At 30.6% G+C, this 22,824-nt stretch carries 20 protein-coding genes; 11 read left to right on the top strand and 9 right to left on the bottom strand.

What is annotated here, in order from left to right:
* The first annotated feature begins 5 nt into the window (after positions 1 to 5).
* From BWR22_RS13485 to BWR22_RS13470, 4 genes are all read left to right on the top strand, one after another.
* Positions 6 to 2,204: a S9 family peptidase gene (locus tag BWR22_RS13485; protein ID WP_076734178.1), complete on the top strand. Its 2,199-nt coding sequence runs from the start codon at positions 6 to 8 to the stop codon at positions 2,202 to 2,204.
* A gap of 50 nt (positions 2,205 to 2,254) precedes the next feature.
* Entirely contained in the window at positions 2,255 to 3,844 is a 1,590-nt protein-coding gene (locus tag BWR22_RS13480) for a peptide MFS transporter (protein ID WP_076734177.1), read from the top strand.
* A 36-nt stretch (positions 3,845 to 3,880) separates the two neighbouring features.
* On the top strand, positions 3,881 to 5,452 hold the full coding sequence (locus BWR22_RS13475) for a peptide MFS transporter (RefSeq protein ID WP_076734176.1): 1,572 nt from the start codon (positions 3,881 to 3,883) through the stop codon (positions 5,450 to 5,452).
* A 102-nt stretch (positions 5,453 to 5,554) separates the two neighbouring features.
* Positions 5,555 to 6,106 (top strand): thioredoxin family protein, encoded by a 552-nt coding sequence (locus BWR22_RS13470; RefSeq protein WP_076734175.1) that lies wholly within the window; start codon positions 5,555 to 5,557, stop codon positions 6,104 to 6,106.
* Between the two features lie 4 nt (positions 6,107 to 6,110).
* Here the strand turns inward: BWR22_RS13470 and BWR22_RS13465 are convergent, their stop codons facing one another.
* The 5 genes from BWR22_RS13465 to surE are packed head-to-tail and all read right to left on the bottom strand — an operon-like array spanning position 6,111 to position 10,852.
* Entirely contained in the window at positions 6,111 to 8,129 is a 2,019-nt protein-coding gene (locus BWR22_RS13465) for a ComEC/Rec2 family competence protein (protein ID WP_076734174.1), read from the bottom strand.
* A 24-nt stretch (positions 8,130 to 8,153) separates the two neighbouring features.
* Positions 8,154 to 8,669 carry a C40 family peptidase gene (locus tag BWR22_RS13460; protein ID WP_076734173.1) on the bottom strand — a complete coding sequence of 172 codons (516 nt, stop codon included), beginning with the start codon at positions 8,667 to 8,669 and terminating at the stop codon, positions 8,154 to 8,156.
* A gap of 1 nt (position 8,670) precedes the next feature.
* Positions 8,671 to 9,792 (bottom strand): lipid-A-disaccharide synthase, encoded by a 1,122-nt coding sequence (gene lpxB, locus BWR22_RS13455; RefSeq protein ID WP_076734172.1) that lies wholly within the window; start codon positions 9,790 to 9,792, stop codon positions 8,671 to 8,673.
* A gap of 3 nt (positions 9,793 to 9,795) precedes the next feature.
* Complete coding sequence (locus tag BWR22_RS13450; protein WP_076734171.1) at positions 9,796 to 10,083, bottom strand: hypothetical protein; 288 nt, start codon at positions 10,081 to 10,083, stop codon at positions 9,796 to 9,798.
* The gene (gene surE, locus BWR22_RS13445) at positions 10,076 to 10,852 is read right to left on the bottom strand and encodes a 5'/3'-nucleotidase SurE (RefSeq protein WP_076734170.1); all 777 of its coding nucleotides are present in this window, start codon (positions 10,850 to 10,852) and stop codon (positions 10,076 to 10,078) included. Before surE ends, BWR22_RS13450 begins: the two co-directional genes overlap by 8 nt.
* A gap of 184 nt (positions 10,853 to 11,036) precedes the next feature.
* Here surE and BWR22_RS13440 point away from each other — a divergent pair, with 184 nt between their 5' ends.
* Entirely contained in the window at positions 11,037 to 13,178 is a 2,142-nt protein-coding gene (locus BWR22_RS13440) for a carboxy terminal-processing peptidase (protein ID WP_076734443.1), read from the top strand.
* A 2-nt stretch (positions 13,179 to 13,180) separates the two neighbouring features.
* Positions 13,181 to 14,272 carry an ABC transporter permease gene (locus BWR22_RS13435; RefSeq protein WP_076734169.1) on the top strand — a complete coding sequence of 364 codons (1,092 nt, stop codon included), beginning with the start codon at positions 13,181 to 13,183 and terminating at the stop codon, positions 14,270 to 14,272.
* Positions 14,273 to 14,293: 21 nt separating this feature from the next.
* On the opposite strand, the gene BWR22_RS13430 is transcribed toward BWR22_RS13435, so the two are convergent.
* From BWR22_RS13430 to BWR22_RS13415, 4 genes are all read right to left on the bottom strand, one after another.
* Positions 14,294 to 15,160 (bottom strand): RluA family pseudouridine synthase, encoded by an 867-nt coding sequence (locus BWR22_RS13430; RefSeq protein ID WP_076734168.1) that lies wholly within the window; start codon positions 15,158 to 15,160, stop codon positions 14,294 to 14,296.
* 44 nt (positions 15,161 to 15,204) lie between these two features.
* On the bottom strand, positions 15,205 to 15,867 hold the full coding sequence (locus tag BWR22_RS13425; protein WP_076734167.1) for a hypothetical protein: 663 nt from the start codon (positions 15,865 to 15,867) through the stop codon (positions 15,205 to 15,207).
* Between the two features lie 14 nt (positions 15,868 to 15,881).
* On the bottom strand, positions 15,882 to 16,490 hold the full coding sequence (yihA, locus tag BWR22_RS13420) for a ribosome biogenesis GTP-binding protein YihA/YsxC (protein ID WP_076734166.1): 609 nt from the start codon (positions 16,488 to 16,490) through the stop codon (positions 15,882 to 15,884).
* Between the two features lie 128 nt (positions 16,491 to 16,618).
* Positions 16,619 to 17,383 carry an alpha/beta fold hydrolase gene (locus BWR22_RS13415; RefSeq protein ID WP_076734165.1) on the bottom strand — a complete coding sequence of 255 codons (765 nt, stop codon included), beginning with the start codon at positions 17,381 to 17,383 and terminating at the stop codon, positions 16,619 to 16,621.
* Between the two features lie 297 nt (positions 17,384 to 17,680).
* On the opposite strand from BWR22_RS13415, the gene mraZ reads away from it, so the two are divergent.
* From mraZ to BWR22_RS13390, 5 genes are read left to right on the top strand one after another with little or no spacing between them, the layout of a single operon-like run.
* Complete coding sequence (gene mraZ, locus BWR22_RS13410; protein WP_076734164.1) at positions 17,681 to 18,151, top strand: division/cell wall cluster transcriptional repressor MraZ; 471 nt, start codon at positions 17,681 to 17,683, stop codon at positions 18,149 to 18,151.
* A complete protein-coding gene (gene rsmH, locus BWR22_RS13405; protein ID WP_076734163.1) occupies positions 18,138 to 19,034 on the top strand; it encodes a 16S rRNA (cytosine(1402)-N(4))-methyltransferase RsmH in 897 nt (298 codons plus the stop codon). The genes mraZ and rsmH overlap by 14 nt, the downstream gene beginning before the upstream one ends.
* Positions 19,031 to 19,354 (top strand): FtsL-like putative cell division protein, encoded by a 324-nt coding sequence (locus BWR22_RS13400; RefSeq protein ID WP_076734162.1) that lies wholly within the window; start codon positions 19,031 to 19,033, stop codon positions 19,352 to 19,354. The genes rsmH and BWR22_RS13400 overlap by 4 nt, the downstream gene beginning before the upstream one ends.
* A gap of 60 nt (positions 19,355 to 19,414) precedes the next feature.
* Positions 19,415 to 21,364, top strand: a complete 1,950-nt coding sequence (locus tag BWR22_RS13395) for a penicillin-binding protein (protein WP_076734161.1) — start codon at positions 19,415 to 19,417, stop codon at positions 21,362 to 21,364.
* Positions 21,361 to 22,824, top strand: a complete 1,464-nt coding sequence (locus BWR22_RS13390) for a UDP-N-acetylmuramoyl-L-alanyl-D-glutamate--2,6-diaminopimelate ligase (RefSeq protein ID WP_076734160.1) — start codon at positions 21,361 to 21,363, stop codon at positions 22,822 to 22,824. The genes BWR22_RS13395 and BWR22_RS13390 overlap by 4 nt, the downstream gene beginning before the upstream one ends.

Genomic DNA, 22,824 nt, shown 5'->3' with positions numbered 1-22,824 from the left:
TCTTAATGACAATATCTAAATATATAGCATTTTTATGCTTATTAGTAACTACTTTATGTACAGCACAAAACAAATCTATAACGCTTGATGATATTTGGTCTAATGGTACATTTAGACAAGAAAGATTAGATGCTTTACATTCTATGAAAAATGGAAAAGAGTATTCAGTTTTAAATTTTGATAGAAAAAATGGCTCTACTACAATTGATATTTACGATTATAAAACCTTAGAAAAAGTAAAAACATTAGTAAGCTCTTTAAACCTTGAAGACATAAAGTTTTTTACAGATTATAAATTTAGTGATGATGAGTCTCAGGTACTTTTAGCTACAAATCAAGAATCTATTTTTAGACGCTCAACATTGGCTAATTATTATGTTTTAGATACAAAAACAGGGATGCTAACTTCTGTTTCTAATGAGAAAATTCAAGAACCTACTTTTTCTCCAGATGGACAAAAGGTTGCTTATGGTTTAAATAATAATTTATATGTAAAAGATTTAATATCTGGTAATACAACACAATTCACTAAGGATGGAATAAAAAATAAAATTATAAACGGTATTACCGATTGGGTTTATGAAGAAGAATTTGGTTTCGTGCGTGCTTTTGAGTGGAATGCAAATAGCGATAAAATAGCATTTATACGTTTTGACGAAACTAATGTGCCAGAATTTTCAATGGATGTTTATGGTAAAAATTTATACCAAACACAAACTGTTTTTAAATATCCTAAAGCCGGTGAAGCAAATGCTATTGTATCACTTTATGTTTATGATTTTAAAGAAAATAAAACAAACGAAGTAAAAGTAAATAAGGATTATAAAGATTTTTATATTCCTAGAATTAAATGGACAAATAACCCAGATGTTTTAAGCGCTCAGTTCTCTAATCGTCATCAAAATGAGTTAGACTTATGGATGATTAATACTAATAAAAATAAAGCAATTTTAGCAGTTGAAGAGAGAGATAAAGCATATGTTGATGTAACAGATAATCTTACTTTTTTAGAAGATAATAGCTTTATATGGACTAGTGAAAAAGATGGTTTTAATCACATTTATCACTATACTAAAGATGGAGAATTAATTAATCAAGTAACAAAAGGAAATTGGGAGGTAACTAATTACTATGGTTTAGATGTAAAAACAAATAAAATTTACTACCAATCTGTAGAAAATGGTTCTATAAATAGAGACGTATATTCTATAAACCTTAATGGAACTAATAAACAACGATTAACAAAAAATACAGGTACTAATAATGCAGATTTTAGTGCAGATTTTACATATTTTATTAATACTTTTTCTAGTGCTACAACACCTCCTGTGTATACATTAAATAGTGCTGCAAATGGAAATGTAATTAAAAAAATAAAAGATAATGAAAAACTAGCCGAAACAGTTTCTCAATATTCATTATCACAAAAAGAATTTTCTACAATACATGTAAATGGTAACGATTTAAATATGTGGGTAATTAAACCTGCAAATTTCGATGTCAATAAAAAATATCCATTATTAATGTACCAATATTCTGGACCAGGTTCTCAACAAGTTACAAACCGTTGGAATAGTTCAAATGATTATTGGTATCAAATGCTTGCACAAAAAGGATATATTGTGGCTTGCGTAGATGGTAGAGGAACAGGATTAAAAGGAGCAGATTTTAAGAAAATAACTCAAAAGGAATTAGGGAAATTTGAAGTTGAAGATCAAATTGAAGCTGCAAAATTATTAGGGCAAAGAAATTATATAGATGCTTCTAGAATTGGAATTTGGGGATGGAGCTACGGAGGCTTTATGTCTAGTAATGCTCTTTTAAAAGGTAACGATGTGTTTAAAATGGCAATTGCAGTTGCACCAGTAACAAGTTGGAGATTTTACGATTCTATTTATACAGAACGTTACATGACTACGCCTCAAGAAAATGCAAGTGGTTACGATGATAATTCACCAATAAACCATGTAGATAAGTTAAAAGGAGATTTTCTATTAATTCATGGTACTGGAGATGATAATGTACATGTGCAAAATACAATGCGAATGGTTGAAGCCTTAATTCAAGCCGATAAACAATTTGAATGGATGATTTATCCAGATAAAAATCACGGTATTTATGGAGGTAATACACGCAAACACTTGTACACTAAAATGACTAATTTTATAGATCGTACTTTGGGAGACAAGTTAGAAGCTAATTAGTAGATTCTTCTAAAACTTAAATTAAAAATAACTAACTAAAATAAATAAATATGGAATTAAAATATGGAGGTTCTGTAGAGAACCAAAAAACAGTATTAGGTCACCCGTCAGGACTGTTTGTGTTATTCTTTACAGAAATGTGGGAACGTTTTTCGTACTATGGAATGCGAGCGTTATTAGTACTGTTTTTAGTTTCAACACTATTAGATGGTGGTTGGGAATGGACAAGTGCAGATGCATTAGTTCTTTACGGTTGGTATACTGGATTGGTATACTTAACACCAATAATTGGAGGTTTTATTGCAGATAAATTTATGGGTTATAGAAATGCTGTTGTATTAGGAGCATTAATTATGACTCTTGGTCACGCATCTATGGCTTTAGAAGGTATAACTTCAATTTTTTTCTATATTGGTTTAGCAGGTTTAATTATAGGAAATGGTTTTTTTAAGCCTAACATCTCATCAATGGTTGGGCAATTATATAAATCTCAAGGAAAAGAAAAAGATGGTGGTTATACAATTTTCTATATGGGAATTAATGCCGGAGCTTTTTTAGGAATTCTTTTATGTGGTTATATAGGAGAAAAAATAGGATGGCACTATGGTTTTGGACTTGCTGGAGTATTTATGTTCTTAGGAATGTTACAGTTCTATTTCACTCAAAAAATATTTGGAAAAATAGGATTATCGCCAAAACAAACTGAAGATTTTGATGATGTAATTGAAGATGGAGTAGAAAAAATAGGAGAAGATATTGAAGAAGCAGTAGAGGAAGCAGAAAGCTCTAAAGTAGTAAGAGATAGAATGATTGTAATTGGAGTATTCTCTTTATTTGTAATATTCTTTTGGTGGGCATTCGAGCAAGCTGGTGGATCTATGACAATTTTTGCTAAGGATTATACAGATAGAGCTTTAGTAGGTAATGCCGCTCTAACATTTAAAGTTATAAATACAATTATAACTGTTGTGCCAATGTTAGTAATCACTTGGGTGTTAGCTATGTTGTTTAAACAAACATTTAAAAAATTCGCTTTAGCTAATATATTACTTGGTTTTAGTTTTGTAATTATATGGGCAATAGTAATTTGGATGCTTAGTAGAGAATTTAAGGCAGATACAACAGAGGTTCCAGCTTCTTGGTTTTCAGTGTTAAACTCATTATTTATAATATTATTCGCACCATTATTTTCTAAATTATGGGAAAGTAAACTTAATCCATCTGGTCCAATTAAGTTTGCTATTGGATTATTATTGGTAGGTTTAGGCTTCGGAATTTTAGCCTATGGAGCTTCAGGAATACCAGAAGGAGCAAAAACAGCTTCTGTTAGTTTAATGTTTTTAGTTGGAGCTTATTTTTTACATACAATGGGAGAGCTTTGTGTTTCTCCAGTAGGATTATCTTACGTTAGTAAATTAGCTCCAGTAAAATTTGTAAGCTTAATGTTTGGTATTTGGTTTACAGCAAACTTCTTTGCTAACTTATTAGGAGGATTTACAGGAAGTTTTATTGATCCAATCTCAGAAGAATATGGCTTGTCCACTTTCTTTTTAATATTTACTGTAATTCCAATAGGAGCAGCTATAATAATGATGCTTCTAAATCCTATTCTTAAAAAGAAAATGCATGGCATTGAGTAATTTTAAATTTAAAAAATATTAAACTAAATTATAAATATGAGTGTAGCTAAATTTAGATTCGAAGGATCTGAAATGAATCGAAAATTATTAATGGGACATCCGTCTGGGTTATTTGTCTTGTTTTTTACTGAAATGTGGGAACGTTTCTCTTACTATGGAATGCGTGCTATATTAGTACTATTTTTAACCTCTGCTATTATTGATGGCGGTTGGGGATGGAGTAGAGAAGATGCTTTAGGCTTGTATGGTACATATACAATGCTGGTATATTTCTCGCCAATAATTGGTGGTTTTTTGGCCGATAAATTTTTAGGATACAGAAGAGCAGTGGCAATTGGAGCACTAATAATGACATTAGGTCACGCTGCTATGGCTTTCGATACTCCATGGAGTTTATATTTAGGTATCGCACTTTTAGTTGCAGGAAACGGATTGTTTAAACCAAATATTACCTCTATTATAAATGGTGTTTATGTTAACGCTCAAAATAAAAAGGATGGTGCATTTACCATTTTTTATATGGGAGTAAATGCAGGAGCATTTTTAGGTATTTTACTATGTGGATACATAGGAGAAACAGTTGGATGGCATTATGGATTTGGCTTGGCAGGAATATTTATGTTTATAGGAATGATTCAATTTTTGTTAGCACAAACAATTTTTGGAAAAATAGGATTGTCTCCTTCAGAAAGTATTGATTATGTTGATGCTATTTCAAATAACGAAGAAGAAATAAAGGCAGAAATTGTACCAGCAAAAGTGCAAAGAGATCGTTATATAGTTGTGGGAATTTTAGCATTTTTCACAATATTTTTCTGGGCAGCTTTTGAACAAGCAGGTGGTTCTATGACTATTTTTGCTTCAGATTATACAGACCGTGTTTTAGAAGGAAGCTCAGCAAATATTTTTAGAATTGCAAATACACTATTAACAGTAGTGCCTTTAATAATAATAACTTACGTTCTTTTTCAGTTATTTAAAATTACATTTAGTAAATACAAAGTATCTAATTTAGCTTTAGGCTTAAGTTTTGCAATTATTTGGGCTATTGTAATATGGATGTTAAAAAATCAATTTACTCAAGAATCTACCGAAATTCCTGCATCTTGGTTTGGAATATTAAATTCATTCTATATTATTGCTTTTGCACCTTTAGTATCTAAAATATGGGAAAGTAAATACAATCCTTCTGCTACAGTTAAGTTTGGAATGGGATTAATTTTACTTGGACTTGGTTTTGGAATTTTAGCTTATGGTTCTGCTTCAATTCCTCAAGGAGCGCAAACAGCATCTGTAAGTATTGTGTGGTTAATATTAGCTTACCTTTTACATACTTTAGGTGAATTATCTTTATCTCCAGTAGGCTTATCTTATGTTAGTAAATTAGTGCCAGCAGCTAAAATTGGTTTAATGTTTGGTCTATGGTATATAGCCATTGGGTTAGGAAATAAAGCCGCAGGATCTATGGGTGGAATGATAGATAAAATTACAGCAGAGTACGATATGAGTACTTTCTTTTTAATTTTTACAATTGTTCCAATTGTGGCAGGATTAATTTTAATGGCGCTTACTCCAGTAGTAAAAAAATTAATGCATGGTGTTAAATAAGCACATTTTATTATAAAACTTTAACAAAACGCCTTTTATAAGGCGTTTTGTATTTTTGTAACTTTGGAACACTATTTGCGACTCTTTAAAAAAATCTATAAAATGAAAAAATATATATTATTAGCTCTATTCGCTGTTTTAGCAACCGAAACAATTTCTGCACAAGAAATTAATTGGATAACACTAGAAGAAGCTGTGAAACTTCAAGAAAAGAATCCTAAAAAAATAATGATGGATATGTACACCTCTTGGTGTGGACCATGTAAAATGTTAGATCGTAATACCTTTAGCAATAAAGATGTTGCAAACTATGTTAACAAGCACTATTATGCAGTTAAATTTAATGCAGAAGGCAATGATGTTGTAAATTTTAAAAATAGAACATTTAAAAATCCTAATTACGATCCTGCAAAAGCTAAACGAAGAAACTCAGGACATGAGCTAGCAAGATATTTTAGTATACGTTCGTATCCTACTATTGTATTTCTAGATGAAAAAGCAGATTTTATTGCTCCTATTATTGGATATAAAAAACCACAACAATTAGAGCTTTACTTAAAAATGTTTAAAAAGAATGAGCATACAGGAATGGATACACAAGAGAAATTTAATGAGTATTTTAAGAATTTTAAGCCAGAATTTTCTCAAATATAATTCTTCAATTTAATATAAAAGCTCCCTTTTCGCCAGTATAGTGAAAAGGGATTTTTTGTTTTAAACATGTCGCTTTCCATCGTGCTATGTAAGATTTGTAATTGCTTCCGTCAGCAATAATTTGTTTCGGTTTTAAAGAATCTATAAGTCTATTTAAATTAATTTTTGGAGACTGTGTAATTAAAACATAATTAGGTTTAATTTTCTTTAAATTATATACACCAAGACTATCGATTATAAGTACAGTGTGGCTTTTTGTTTTAATAAATGAAGGTTTTTTATTAGCTGTAATCTCTTTAATGTTATTACCAATTTTATAATCAATTAAATTACTAAATTGAGATAAGCTATCTAAATCTGAAAACACATCTAATTTTTGCTTCTTTTTTAAGCCAATTACTGTGTACCTACTTTTATGAAATAGTGTTAACGTGTTTGTGTTGTGAGTATATTTATTATACAAATTCACACCTTGAAACAGAAGTACAGAAACTAATGTTAATTTTAGCCACTCGTGTTTTTTGTAAATTGTTAACTGTATAAACAAAACAATAAATATATAAGCTGTAATTACTTGCCATCCATTAAAAAATATATCTTTAAATAAAAAGGTTTCTTGAAGCGATAACCACTTCATTAACGAGTTCATGCTAGATATAATAAACCCAAAGCCATCGGCTAAAAATTGAGGTAAAAAATCACATAAAGCAAGAATAATAATTAAAATTCCGATGGCTAGAATTGCTCCTAAAAAAGGAATTATTATAATATTGGCAACAAAAAATAAACCTGGAAACTGATGGAAATAATATAAGCTAATTGGCACAACACCAAACTGTGCAGCAATTCCAACAGTAAAATAGTCCCAAATTTTTTCTAAAAGAAAATTTTTAGGATTCCATAGTTTTTTTAATCTTGGTTGGATAGCTACAATTGCTATAACAGCTAAATAGCTTAATTGAAAACCAACATCAAATAAAAATAGAGGTTTAAAAAGTAGTAAAATAAATATAGATATAGCTAATGTGTTATAAATATTTGTTGGACGTTTTAAATGCATCCCAATAGCAATAATACTAAACATTGTTACTGCGCGTGTTACAGATGCAGATAGACCTGCAATTATGGCAAAGCTCCACATAAAAATTACCAAAATAATAATAGTTATTGCTTTACCATATTTAAAACGGTTTAAAGGTTTTAAAGCAAAATTAAGAAGTAGTAAAATTAAAGCAACATGTAAACCAGAAACGGCAAGAATATGTACAGCTCCAGCATCTGTATAGCTGTCGTAAATATCTTTACTTAAATCTTGTCTTTGCCCTAAAATAAGAGCATTAATTATAGCTAAAACATCTGGCTTAAAATTGTACTTTTTTAATTTAATATTTATAGTTTCTCTAAATAAGTCTGCATACCCATAAATAGTATGCTTATTTGTGCTTATAGCTAATAGTCTTTTAGGATTTACATATAGTTGCTTAAAAACATATTGTTTAGATAGGTAACTTCTATAATTAAATTGAAAAGGATTAATTGTCGAGGTAATAGGTTGAAACTCTTCAGATGTAACATAAATTTCATCAACTTTAAGAGGTTTGTTTATACTGTCTTTTACTACGTTAAGTAGTGCTTTGCCAGATACCGAAGCATCTGCAATTTTTAAAATTTCAATAATGTATTTATCGTTAAAATTTCCAGATTTTAATGTCGATCGAATTCTAAAAGTAATTGGTTTTTTATTGTAGTCAATATTTGTATAATTATTTTCATCAAGTTTTTCATTGTGAAAATTTGTAACTAAAATTCCAATAAAAATCATAGTTACAAAGGTTACAAGGCCAAACCAAATGTTTTTTATTCTTTTATGCTTAGAAGAAAAGTAAATTAAGGTTAATATAAATAATAGAAAAATTGTTGCATACAACGAAACATGTATTGGAATTTCAATAAAAAAAGCAATTAAAATTCCAAGAACTAAGCAAGTGGTTAGCTTTATTATGGTGAAGTTAAGGAGTCTCACTTCTTGAAGATAATAAATTATTTCTTACAAAACCCTTCTGGCTTGTACAAAAGCAAAATACCAGTACTTTTCTTTAATATTAGAAGTCATAACGCCTTTACTGGTGGAAGCATGAATAAATTCTACATTATCACCATTAGTAGCTGTAACTAAGCCTACATGATTTACTTTTCTGCTATTTTTTTTTGTAGCAAAAAATACTAAATCTCCTTCTCTAACTTTTTTTAAATCTATCCAATCGCCATAAGAAGATAATCCAGATGTAGTTCTAGGAATGCGAAGTTGTTCTTCTAAAAAAGCGGTGTAAATTAAACCAGAACAGTCCATTCCTTTTTTTGTAGTTCCTCCGTATTTATAGCGTGTACCTTTATATTTTTCAGCATTGTTAATAATAGATTCTGCTATTTCAGAAATCGCTACTTTAGGTTGGTTAACTTTTTTTGTGGTTTGTGTTTTTCTGGTAACTACACGCTTATTTTTGCTAGCTCCGCAACTAGATAATATAAAAATAGTAAGTAGAATTAGGGCAATTTTTCGCATTTTAAGAGGTCGCGTTTATTGATTTGTAAATTAATTTGGCAGTGTTTTTGCTCGCGCCTTTACCGCCTAAATCTCTTTCTAAATCGTAATAATCTAAAAAGAATTTGGTTCTTTCGTAGTCGTCAAGTATAATATTTAACTCTTTTTTTAAGCGTTTGGTATTAAATTCGTTTTGAATAAGTTCTGTAACAGCTTCTTTTTTTAAAATTAAATTTACTAAAGAAATATAGTCTAAATTTACTACGCGTTTACCAATTTGATAAGATAACCAGCTACCTTTATAGCAAACTACCTGTGGTACTTTAAACAATGCAGTTTCCAATGTTGCGGTTCCAGAGGTAACTAGGGCAGCTGTAGAGACGCTAAGTAAATCGTATGTTTTGTTGTTTAAAAAATGAACATTTGATTTTTTTATAAACTGCTGGTAAAATTCATAATCTTGACCTGGTGCACCAGCAATTACAAATTGATAACTTTTGTAATCGTCTACCAAACTAAGCATAATAGATAGTACTTTTTTAATCTCTTGTTTTCTACTTCCTGGTAATAAGGAAATTATAGGTTTTTCGCTCAAGCCATTTTCTATTCTAAATTTAGATTCATCAACTTGGTGTCTATTGCCAATAGCATCAATTAATGGATGGCCAACAAAATGTACAGGAAAGTTATGTTTGTCTTCATAAAATTGTTTTTCAAAAGGAAGAATAACATACATTTCGTCTACATCTCTTTTTATACTTTTAATTCTACCTTCTTTCCATGCCCATATTTGCGGTGAGATATAGTAATGATTCTTATAACCTTTTTGTTTTGCCCATTTGGCAATTCGTAAATTAAATCCTGGGTAATCTATATAAATAATAACATCAGGATTAAAGGCTTCTATATCCTGTTTGCAAAAGGTAAGATTTTTTGTAATTGTTCTTAAATTCATTATTACTTCTGCAAAACCCATAAAGGCTAATTCACGATAGTGTTTTACTAAAGTGCCACCAATAGCTGCCATAAGGTCTCCTCCCCAAAATCTAAATTCGGCATTAACGTCTTCACGTTGTAATGCTTTCATGAGGTTTGAACCATGTAAATCGCCCGAGGCTTCTCCAGAAATAATATAATATTTCATTTGTTAAAACTTATTCAGTATAAAAATTAAAGCTACTAAAACTATAGCAATAATTACACCTTTTGCGGTGTCTTCTTTTTTCTTATTTAAAAAATAATAAACAACAGGTAAATTTAATAATATACCAATACTAGCACGTTTACCTAAAACGCTTGTTGATAATATTTTGTTTGTAATATCTTGGATAGATAAACCTAAATTTAGACCAATAATTAAGGTATAAATAGAAATACCTATAAAGGTTGTAATTAACCCAATAAGAAAACCAATAATTATAGCTTTTTTATTCATTTAAATTCCACGTGTTTAATTGTTGTAAAGCATGATGTGCTGTTAAATCAAACTGCACTGGTACAACAGAAATGTAACCTTTTTCTAAGGCCCATTCATCTGTATCTTTGCCTTTATCGTAATTTACAAATGTTCCCGTTAACCAATAATAGTCTTTGCCTTGAGGAGTTTTTCTTTTGTCGAACTTTTCTTTCCAATTAGCTCTTGCTTGCCTACAAACTTTAATACCTTTTATTTTTTTTTGCTGTAAATTAGGAATATTAACATTAAGTACAATACCATCTGTTAAGCCTTCTTTTAAAACATTTTTTACAATAGTTTTAATAAATGGTTTTGAAGGTTCAAAATCGGCATTCCAACTATAATCTAAAAGAGAAAAACCAATAGCAGGAATACCTTCAATTCCAGCTTCTATTGCAGCGCTCATAGTTCCAGAATAAATAACATTTATAGAGGAGTTACTACCATGATTAATACCAGAAACTACTAAGTCTGGACGCCTATCTAAAATTTCATTTACAGCAATTTTAACACAATCGGCTGGAGTTCCAGAGCAGCTATAAGCATGATAGTCTCCATTTTTAACATGAATTTTTTCAATATGTAATGTAGAATCTAAAGTTATGGCATGACCCATACCGCTTTGAGGGCTATCGGGTGCAACAACTACAACATCTCCCAAGGTTTTCATAACATTTATTAAAGTGCGAATGCCAGGAGCTGTTATACCATCGTCGTTAGTAACTAAAATTAATGGCTTGTCTTTCATGTGTATTTTACTGGAATGAGGTAGCTTTATTAATAACAAGCTAAAATACATAATTTCTATAGTATTTTCCTAAATTTAATGCTTTAACAAAAAATTAGGCCGGTTACAGATAGTTGGCACGATTTTTTCTTTTATTTTAGTGAAAATTTTCCTTTAATTAAGAATGGAAAAAAATAGAAAGTATATGAAAAGGAAATATAATATATTAATGTTAGTACTTCTGCTAGCTTTTGGTTCTTGCAGTTTTACAGCAAAAGTAGATAACGATCCAAATAAAGATAAGCTCTTAATACAAATTATTACGTTGGCATTAGAGCAGTTACATTTTGAGCCTAAAGATTTTAATGATGAATTTTCGGAGGATGTTTACAATACTTATTTAAATCAAATAGATCCTCTTAAACGTTTCTTTTTAAAAAGTGATATAGAAGAGTTTGAAGCATATAAAACTCAAATTGATGATGAGTTAAGAGCTTACGATATTACTTTTTTTAATATAACAAACGAGCGTTTAATTCAGCGTATGGCCGAAGCTAAAGAATATTATAAAGAAGTTTTAGATAAGCCTTTCGATTTTAGTATTGACGAAGATTTTAATACAGATTACGAAAATCATGAATATGTTAAAAGTAAGAAAAAATTAAAAGAGCGTTGGAGACAATTATTAAAGTTTAGTACTATTTCTAATTACGATGAGCTAATTAGAACTCAAGAAAGAGATACGGTAGCTTCACTTGATGGAGAACCTAAAGTTAAAAAGTCTTTAAAAGAATTAGAGGTTGAAGCAAGACAAGAAACTAAGAAAAGTTTAGATGTTTATTATACAGATTATGTAGAGGATTTGGAAAGAAAAGATTGGTTTTCAATGTACATAAATGCAATTGTAGAAGAGTTCGATCCGCATACATCTTACTTTGCACCAACAGATAAAGATCGTTTCGATCAACAAATGTCTGGTAAACTTGAAGGTATTGGAGCAAGATTATCTAAAAGAATGGATTATACTAAAATAGTTGAAGTAATTTCTGGTGGTCCGGCTTGGAGAGGTCAAGAGTTAGAGGTTGGAGATATTATTTTAAAAGTGCGTCAAGAAGATGAGAAAGCTGCAGTTAGTATTGTAGGAATGCGTATTGATGATGCAATAAAATTAATTAAAGGGCCTAAAGGAACAAAAGTATATTTAACACTTAAAAAAGTAGATGGATCTATTGAAGATATTTCAATAACAAGAGATATAGTAGAGTTAGAAGAAACTTATGCAAAATCATCTACAGTTTTAAAAGGTGATAAAAAGTTTGGACTTATTAATCTTCCAAAATTTTATATAGATTTTACAGATTATAATGAACGTAATGCAGCATCAGATATTAAAAAAGAAATAGAAAGATTAAAAGAAGAAGGAATAGAAGGTTTAGTTTTAGACCTTAGAAATAATGGAGGTGGATCTTTAAAAACTGTTGTAGATATTGCAGGTTTATTTATTAAAGATGGGCCAATTGTGCAAGTACGCTCAACTAACGAGCCTAAGGAAGTTTTAGAAGATACCGATAAATCTATTGTTTGGGATGGACCTTTAGTAATTATGGTTAACGAGTTATCGGCATCGGCATCAGAGATTTTAGCTGCAGCTATGCAAGATTATAAACGAGCTATTATAATTGGTAGTAAACAAACTTATGGAAAAGGAACTGTTCAAAATGTATTAGATTTAAATAGAATGGTACGTAATAGTTCTCATGGAGATTTAGGAGCTATTAAAATAACACGTCAAAAATTTTATAGAATTAATGGTGGGTCTACGCAATTAGAAGGTGTAAAAAGTGATGTGGTAGTGCCAGACCGTTATAGTTTTATCGATATAGGAGAACGCGATCAAGAAAATCCATTAGCTTGGGATAAAATAGATGCTGTAAAATACGATTATTGGAATAGTTATTTCGATTATGATGCTACTGTAAGTAATAGTAAGAAACGTATGGAAAACAATCCACAATTAAAGCTAATCGAGGAAAATGCTAAGTGGTTAAAGTCTCAAATTGAGGAAAATGTATTTTCTTTAAATTATAAAAAGTATAAAGCAGAATTAAAGGCAGACGAAGAAAAGGCAAAAGAATATGATGCTATTTCTAAGTATACAACAAATTTAACCTTCAACTCATTACCTTATGAAGTAAGGCTTTTTGAAGAGGATACTGTTTTAAAAGAAAAACGTGATAGATGGCACGAAAGTTTAAGTCATGATGTCTACGTAGAAGAAGCATTAAATGTGCTTAACGATTTAAAAATGACCTACGAGATTAAAAAAGTAGCAGCTATAAAAGAATAAAATTGAGTACTAAAACAAACTCACTAAGTAAATTAGCGCTCCAAAAATTCAAAAAGAATTTTTGGGGCGTTTTTAGTTTTTATTTTATAATATTTGTTGGTGTAATTTCTGTGTTTGCATATGTTTTTGCGCCAGATAATTCTAAACATGCCAACCAAATGCATGTCTCTATTCACTCTAAGGCACCTGGTTTTTCTATAAATATGCTAATGTTGCCATCTCAAATTAAAACTAAGCAAGGTTTTTTAGATAAGATTTTTTTCGGTAAAATAAATACCGTAACCGAAATCCCTATTTCGGAATATAATATAAATGGAAATCGAATAAATTACACAGAATATGCTTCTGATGGCTTAAAAGGTATTGAAAAGAGTTATATTAATAAAGATAAATCAATTGACACCGAAGCTTTAATAACTACAAAAACCTTTTATTTAGGAACCGATAAATATGGGCGAGATTTATTAAGTAGAATCTTGGTAGGAGCGCGTATTTCGTTTTTTATAGGGTTTGTTGCTGTGTTTATTTCTTTGCTTATTGGAGTTTTTATGGGAAGTGTTGCTGGATATTTTGGTGGTAAAATAGATGCTGTTATAATGTGGTTTATAAATGTAACTTGGTCAATACCAACATTGTTATTGGTTATTGCAATTACATTAGCTTTAGGAAAAGGTTTTTGGCAAGTTTTTATCGCAGTTGGTTTAACTATGTGGGTAGAAGTGGCTAGAGTAGTAAGAGGACAAATTATTAGTGCAAAACAAATGCAATATGTTACTGCCGCTCGTGCTTTGGGATTTAATAATTTTAGAATAATAACTAAACATATTCTACCAAATATAATGGCTCCGGTAATTGTAATTTGTGCTGCAAATTTTGCTGCGGCAATTTTAATAGAAAGTGGACTGAGTTTTTTAGGTATTGGAGCGCAACCGCCAATGGCAAGTTGGGGAGCGATGATAAAAGACCATTACAACTACATTATACTCGGTAAGCCTTATTTGGCTATTATTCCAGGCTTGTGCATTATGTTTTTAGTTATGGCTTTTATGCTAATAGGTAATGCGCTTAGAGATGCTTTAGATGTTAAAAATTAATTTTTCTATTTAAAAGGATAATTAAATAATATTACTAAATATTTTATTAAAACGTTTAGGTAATTTGTCTTCTATAAAAATATATTTATTTGTAAAAGGATGAGTAAAACTTAAAGAATAAGCATGTAGATATAAGCCTTTTCCGTTTAAAATTAAATTATCTATAGCGTAATCTTTGTCTCCTAAAATGGGATGACCTATGCTTAACATATGTTTTCTTAATTGGTGTTTTCTTCCTGTTTTAGGTTTTAGTTTTACAAGATTTAAAACGCTAAAGCGTTTAGAGTCTACGCTTGCTTTTACTTCATAAAGTGATAGAGAGGGTTTGTTATCGATTAATGAGGCTATTTCACCATACTTCTGCATTTTGCCAATAGTAATAGCGTAGTATGTTTTTTTTATTTCTTTATTTTCAAAAAGTTTATTTAAAGCGCGAATGCTACTATTCGTTTTTCCTATTAATAATAAGCCTGTTGTTGGGTAATCTAGCCTGTGAACTGGTTGAGGTGAAGTACTGTCTTTTAAATTACTTGGTTTTAAATTTTGTTCTAAAGCATTTGTAACTGTTTTAAAACTATTACCACTTACTAGAATACCTGCAGGTTTGCGAATTATTGCTAAATAATCATCTTCGTATAAAACGTCTAATTTTAAAACAAGTTTGGTTTTATGTTTATTACTTTCTTTAATTGTTAAACAAATAGTTTCTCCGCCATGTATATAGGTTGCAGTAGATGCTAATAAATTGTTTACGGTAATATAATTTTTTTTTAAGGCTTTTTTTAGTGCTGACTTTGTTTGAATAGAATCAAAAATATTTACACCGTATTCTTGTAGTCGAATTGGTTTTGTAAGCTTTGGAACTTTGTGTGTTTTAGTTTGATTCATTTGTAGCTTAACAAATATTTTGAACTAAGCCGAAAAAAAATGAGTTAAAAAAAATGCTTCCAGATTTCTGGTTTTAAATGTTTAGCCATTTGATCTGGTCTATACTCACCATTTCTAATAACTGTTTCTCCATTCTTTTTAAACAAAGCATAAGCGCCACAAAGTGTAGGGTTTTTAAAAAATTTATTTCTAAAATAATTATCCTTATCTATGTAATAATATTCGCTTTTTCGTTTAGGTTTATTCTCTATAATTATTCCATTTTCAAATAAAGTAATCATTGTAATTTCTTCATTTTTAAGCTCATCTCTTATTGGGTTAGTAAAAAATTTACGCTCAGTAATTCTATCAACATCCCATTTGTTTTTTACTGAAGAGGAAGTGCAAAGGTCATCTTTAAAATAATATTCTATAAGTATAGTAGTACTATCTTTAAAATTCTTGTTAGTGATTTTTTTTAGTTGCTTTATTGTTTCACTATAATTAAAAATACCTTTTAAGTATAAATCTTTTTTTAAAGTATAATATGTCTTACCATTTTTATCTATATGAGACCATGTGCTAAGGAGTAAATCCTTATTTCTCCATTTCTTTAAATATTCATTTTTATTTATAGTGTCTCCTTTTTCGTCTATATATAAACTTTCTTGACTTTGTGCTAAGCCAGTAAAAAATAATAAAAGCGTAACTATAACAAAAGTTTTCATTTTTCTAATTTAGGTTAAGCATTTTCTACCATTCCGGAATTTAGTTCGTCAATAAATTCAAGAACTTCTTCTTTTCCAATACTTTTAGAGCTAGAAGTAATAAAATGTTTAGGCATTTCTTCCCAGGTTTCTAGCATGATATGTCTGTAATCATCAACATGGTTGTCTATAGCGTTAGGTTTTAATTTATCTGCTTTAGTAAAAATAATACAAAAAGGAATACCTCTTTCTCCTAGATATTGCATAAACTCTAAGTCTATAGGTTGTGGTTTGTGTCTAATATCGACCAATACAAACGCGCAGATAAGTTGCTCGCGTTGTTCAAAATATTTAGTAATAAATTTTTGAAATACTTTTTTCGTGCTTTTAGAAACTCGTGCATAACCGTAACCCGGTAAATCTACTAAATACCATTCTTTATTAATAATAAAATGGTTAATAAGTTGAGTTTTACCTGGTCTTCCAGAAGTTTTCGCAAGACTCTTTCTGCTGGTAAGCATGTTTATAAGTGAGGATTTTCCAACATTACTTCTACCAATAAAGGCATATTCTGGTAGCATGTCTTTTGGACATTTTGTAACATCAGAATTACTTACTACAAACTCAGCAGATTTTATTTTCATCTCTATAACACGTTTCCGTTAAAACGGAAATTTCTTTTAATTAATTGTAAAACACAAAAGTAAGCACATAAGAATAAGTGACCAAGTGTAAAAGGTCTATTTCTCTATGTTGTTTCTCTTGTAGGTTTTTAAAAACCACGTTTTTTCAACCAGTCTTCAAGAATTTCATTAAACAGAATTGGGTGCTCCATCATAGCTGCATGGCCACATTTGTCAATCCAAAACAAATCAGAGTCTGGAAGTAATTCGTTAAACTCATTTGCAACTTCTGGAGGAGTTACTGCATCATTTTTTCCCCAAATAATACACGTAGGTGTATTCATTTTAGGTAAGTCTTTTGCCATGTTATGTCTAATAGCACTTTTGGCAATAGTTAATGTTTTTATAAGTTTAATTCGGTCGTTTACTGTTTCGTAAACTTCGTCTACAATTTCTTTAGTGGCAATCGCAGGATCATAAAAAACGTCTTGTGCCTTTTTCTTGATAACTTCATAATCACTTCGTTTTGGGTAGCTTCCTCCCATTGCACTTTCGTATAATCCAGAGCTTCCTGTGATAATTAATGCTTTTACCTTCTCGGCATTTAATTTTGTGTAATATAATCCAATATGGCCACCAAGAGAATTTCCTAATAAAATTACCTGATCAAAATTTTTAAATTCTATAAATTCGCCTAAGTACTTAGAAAAAGCCTTTACATTGGTTTTTATAAGTGGCATTGTATATACAGGTAATTGTGGGATAATTACTTTGTAGCCTTCTTTGCTAAAGTGATTAATTACTGCATCAAAATTGCTTAAGCCACCCATAAGTCCATGTAGAACAATTATTGGTGTGCCTTCTCCAGCTTCAATATATTTAAATTTTCCTTCAGAAATAAGTGTGTGAGACATTGGTTTGTTTAAGTCAATCGATTAAAGCAAATATAGTTATTTCGTGTAAATAAAAGTAGTAATATTTAGATACTTGAAAAAACTATTGCTTTATACATATTAACATCTGTTCATTACTATTTTGTCTTGTATTTAAGTGTTTGAATTACAAATATTTATGTTTTAAGGATTCTTTTTAAATGCCTTTAAATATGCGATTTAAAGAAGTATTTATTAACAATGTGGTAAAATGTGGTAAAAAGTGGTAAAATTTTCAATATATTTGACTCTTATATATTGAAGCAATAAAAAATCACATTGAACTCATTAATAGGAACATACGAATGTAAAGCGGATGCCAAAGGAAGGCTAATGCTTCCTGCTGCGCTTAAAAAGCAGTTGGCTCCTGTGTTGCAAAATGGGTTTGTGATAAAACGAGCGGTTTTTCAACCTTGTCTGGAATTGTATCCAATGTCGGAATGGGAGGTTTTGATGCAGAAGGTGAATAAGCTAAATAGATTTAAGAAAAAGAACAACGATTTTATTCGTCGTTTTACTGCGGGAGTTAAAATGGTAGAGGTGGATGCAAGTGGTAGATTGTTAATTCCAAAAGATTTAACTGTATTTGCTGCTATTTCAAAAAATGTGGTAATGTCTTCAGCAGTAAATATTGTGGAGATTTGGGATAAAGATAAATATGAACAAGCCATTGATGATGCTACTGTAGATTTTGCAGATTTAGCAGAAGAGGTAATGGGACAAGACGATGAAATAGATGGAATATCATAATCCTGTATTGTTAAAAGAGACGGTTGATGGTTTAGCTATTAAACCGGACGGTGTTTATGTGGATGTTACTTTTGGTGGTGGTGGTCATAGTAGAGAGATTTTAAGTCGTTTGGGAGAAAAAGGAAAGTTGTTTGCTTTTGATCAAGATGCAGATGCTCTTGAAAATGCAATAGACGATTCGAGATTTACGCTTATCCACGAAAACTTTAGATACATCAAGCGTTTTTTAAGATTTCATGGTGTAAAAGCGGTGGATGGTGTTTTGGCAGATTTTGGTGTGTCATCACATCAATTTGATGTTGCGGAACGTGGTTTTTCAACTCGATTTGAAGCTGAGTTGGATATGAGGATGAACCAAAAAAATCAATTATCTGCATTTCATGTTATAAACGAATATGATGAAGACCAGATAAAAAACGTGTTATTGCAATATGGAGAGCTGCGTGCGGCGCCAGCAATGGCGAGGTTAATTGTTGAATTTCGTAAGGATGAGGTGATAAAAACGGGTAATCAATTAAAAAAAGTGCTAAAAAAGTTTTTGTCTCCAAAGCATGAAAATAAAATTTTAGCGCAAATATATCAGGCAATTAGAATAGAGGTTAATCAAGAAATTGAAGCGTTAAAAGAGTTTTTAAAACAAACACCAGAAATTCTTAAGCCTGAAGGAAGATTGAGTTTAATAAGTTATCATTCTTTAGAAGATAGGTTGGTAAAACGTTTTATAAGAAATGGATTGTTTGAAGGCGAGCCGGAAAGAGATGTTTTTGGAAATTTTGATGTGCCGTTAAAAAAGGTTGGGAAATTAATAGTGCCTTCAGCAGAAGAAATTAAAATTAATAATAGAGCAAGAAGTGCAAAGCTTCGTATTGCTGAAAAAATATGAAAAAAAATATCTATAGCATATTAAGAGGAACGTTTTTAGTGAGCGACGATTCTTTTAAGAATTGGAGAATGATTCTCTTTATTTCTGTGTTGGCTATAGTAATGATTGCGAGTTCGCATAGTGCAGATAAAAAAGTGCATGAAATAGCAAGGTTGAGTAATGAGGCGAAAGAGTTGCGAAGTGCCTTTATAGATGGTAGAGGTCGATTGATGGAGTTAAAGAAAGAATCAGTCGTCTCGGCAAAAATGATAAAAAAAGGCTTGAAAACTTCCGAAGTTCCGCCTCAAAAATTAAAAGTAAAAAGCAAGAAGCAAGATTAGGTAATCGTGGCAGTAAACGAAACGAACATATTAAACCGATTGTATTTTGTAGCTGGATGTATGTTCATCTTCGGCCTTGCTGTGGTTGTAAAATTATTAACCATTCAGTATGTTAATGGAGATAAGTATCGAGAATTAGCAGAAAGTAGGGTTATTGAAGATAGGCCAATACCTGCTAATAGAGGTAACGTTTATTCTGTAAACGGTAATTTATTGGCTACTTCAATTCCTAAGTACGATATTAGAATAGATACAAAAACACCTAAAAAAAAGGTGTGGCAGGAGCAAATTGGTCCGTTATGCGATTCGTTATCTAGTTATTCAGGAAAACCATCAAGTTACTATAGAGAAAATTTAAGAAAAGCAAAAGCAAAACAAAATAGGTATTATTTGTTAGCGCGCGATATTGGATATTCGGACTATTTAAGATTACGTGAATTTCCGTTATTAAATTTAGGAGCATATAAAGGAGGTTTAATTGTAGAGCAAACTACTAAGCGCGAACATCCTATGGGTGGTATAGCGCAAAGAACAATTGGTTACGAGCGCACAGATGAAAATGGAGATGTAACAAGACCTGGTTTAGATGGCGCTTTTGGAGAAAAATACCTAAAAGGTATTGATGGCCATCGATTAAAACAAAAAATTGGTAAAGGACAGTGGAAACCAATTAGGGATAATAATGAGGTTGAGCCTCAAGATGGTTACGATATTTATACCACTATAAATACAAATATTCAAGACATTGCGCACCATTCTTTATTAGAGCAATTAGAAAAGTATGATGCAGATCATGGTTGTGTTGTTGTAATGGAGGTTAAAACTGGAGAAATTAGAGCTATTTCAAATTTAGGAAAATCTAAATCTGGTAAATATTACGAGAAAAGAAATTATGCAGTTTGGGAGTCTCATGAGCCAGGCTCTACTTTTAAGTTAATGGCGGTAATGGCGGCATTAGAGGATAAGGTAATAGATACATCAAGTATTGTAGATACAAAAAAAGGTTATAAAACTTTTTATGGAAGAGGTATTACAGATACGCGTGGTTATGGAAAAATTTCTGTTGGAGAGGCTTTTGAGAAATCTTCAAATATTGGTTTAGCTACTATTATAGATGATGGTTATGCTAAAAACCCAAATAAATTTATTAATAGATTAAAAAAATGGAGGCTTCATGAGAATTTAGATCTACCTATAATAGGAGAAGGAGATCCAGTAATTCCGTCGCCAGGAGATAAAATATGGAGTAGAAATGCTTTGCCGTCTATGGCTTACGGTTATAACATGCAGCTTACGCCTTTACAAACCTTAACGTTCTATAATGCGGTTGCTAATAATGGAGAGATGTTAAAACCTCGATTTTTACGTCAAGTAAGAGAATTGGATAGAGAGATTGAAAGTTTTGAAAAAGAAGTGCGTGTTAAAAAAATTGCTTCAGATGAAACAATAAAAAAAGCACAAAAACTTTTAGAAAATGTTGTGGAGTTTGGAACAGGAAAAGGAATGTATTCAAAATACTTTTCTATGGCTGGTAAAACCGGAACTGCAAGAACAGATTATAGAAATTTTGAAGCTTGGAAAAAAGATAGAAAATACGTGTCGTCTTTTGCAGGTTATTTTCCTGTAGAAAACCCTAAGTATTCTTGCATTGTTGTAATTCATAAGCCAAGTATAAAGGTAGGTTTTTATGGAGCAGATGTTACTGGACCAGTGTTTAAACGTATTGCGCAAAAGATTTTTACAGACACACCAATTATAGATGAGATAGAGTCTTTAGAAGTTAAAAATGTAAAGGTAGATGAAGAGTATCAAAATTTTTACAATACATCAAATACCTATTTAACAATAATGCCTAGTGTAGTTGGTTTGCCAATTATGGATGCGGTAGCATTATGCGAAAATTTAGGCTTAAAAGTAAAAATGAATGGTAATGGTGTTGTTAAAAGTCAATCTATTGCCAAAGGTCAAAAAGTAAAGAGAAATCAAACTATAGTTTTAGAATTATCATGAATTCATTAATCGACATATTATATAAAGTAACCATCAATACTGTTGTTGGTTCTACAAACGTGTTTATTAGAAATATTCATTTTAATTCACGTAGTGTAGCTGTTAACGATCTATTTGTAGCGATAAAAGGAAGTGTTGTAAATGGTCATAATTATATTGAAAGTGCCATACAACAAGGAGCAATAGCTATAGTTTGCGAGCAGTTACCTAAAAATTTAAAAGAAGGAATAAGTTATATAGTAGTAGAAAATTCTAGTAGTGCATTAGCAATAATGTCATCAAACTATTATGGTAATCCATCATCAAACCTAAAACTAGTTGGTGTTACAGGAACTAATGGGAAAACTACAATAGCAACATTGTTATTTCAGTTATTTAAAAATGCAGGTTATAAAGTAGGTTTGCTTTCTACTGTTGTTATAAAAGTAGATAATAAAGACTATAAAGCAACGCACACAACACCAGATTCTTTAACAATTAATCATTATTTAAAAGAAATGAATAATGAAGGTGTAGAGTTTTGTTTTATGGAAGTAAGTTCTCATGGTATTCACCAAAAACGAACGGAAGGCTTAGAGTTTGCAGGAGGAGTTTTTACTAATTTAACACACGATCATTTAGATTATCACGATACGTTTGCCGAATATAGAGATGTTAAAAAATCGTTTTTCGATAATCTTGGAAAACAGGCTTTTGCATTAACAAATGCAGACGATAAAAATGGAGCAATAATGCTTCAAAATACAAAAGCAAAGCAATATAAATACGGTTTAAAAAATTACGCAGATTATAAAGCGCAAATTTTAGAAAATTCCTTTAGTGGTATGTTGCTTAAAGTTAATGAAAGTGAAGTATGGACCAAGCTAATAGGTGATTTTAATGCTTCTAATGTATTGGCAATTTATGCTACTGCAGAATTGCTAGGTCTTGAAAAAACAGAAATTTTAAGATTAATAAGTGCTTTAGAAAGTGTAAGTGGAAGATTTCAATATATGATTTCTGAAGACAAAATAACTGCTATTGTAGATTATGCGCACACACCAGACGCTTTAAAGAATGTGTTAGAAACTATAAATAGTATTCGCACTAAAAACGAAGAGTTAATCACTGTTGTTGGTTGTGGAGGTGATAGAGATAAAACTAAACGTCCAAGAATGGGACATATAGCATCAGCTTTAAGTACAAAAGCCATTTTTACAAGTGATAACCCAAGAACAGAAGTTCCAGAAAGTATAATTGAGGATATTGAAAAAGGTGTAGAGCCTCAAAATTTTAAAAAAACTTTATCAATAGTAGATAGAAAGCAGGCTATTAAAACGGCATGTCAACTTGCAAATGCAGGAGATATTATTTTAATAGCAGGAAAAGGCCATGAAACATATCAAGAAATAAATGGAGTGCGAACAAATTTTGACGATTTTAAAATTGTAGAAGAATTATTAAAGCAATTACAGAAATAG

Origin of the sequence: Lacinutrix venerupis, assembly GCF_001971745.1 — a bacterium.
Classification (GTDB): domain Bacteria; phylum Bacteroidota; class Bacteroidia; order Flavobacteriales; family Flavobacteriaceae; genus Lacinutrix; species Lacinutrix venerupis.
The sequence above is the reverse complement of the archived record's forward strand: the minus strand, read 5'-3'. Positions and strand labels throughout refer to the sequence as shown.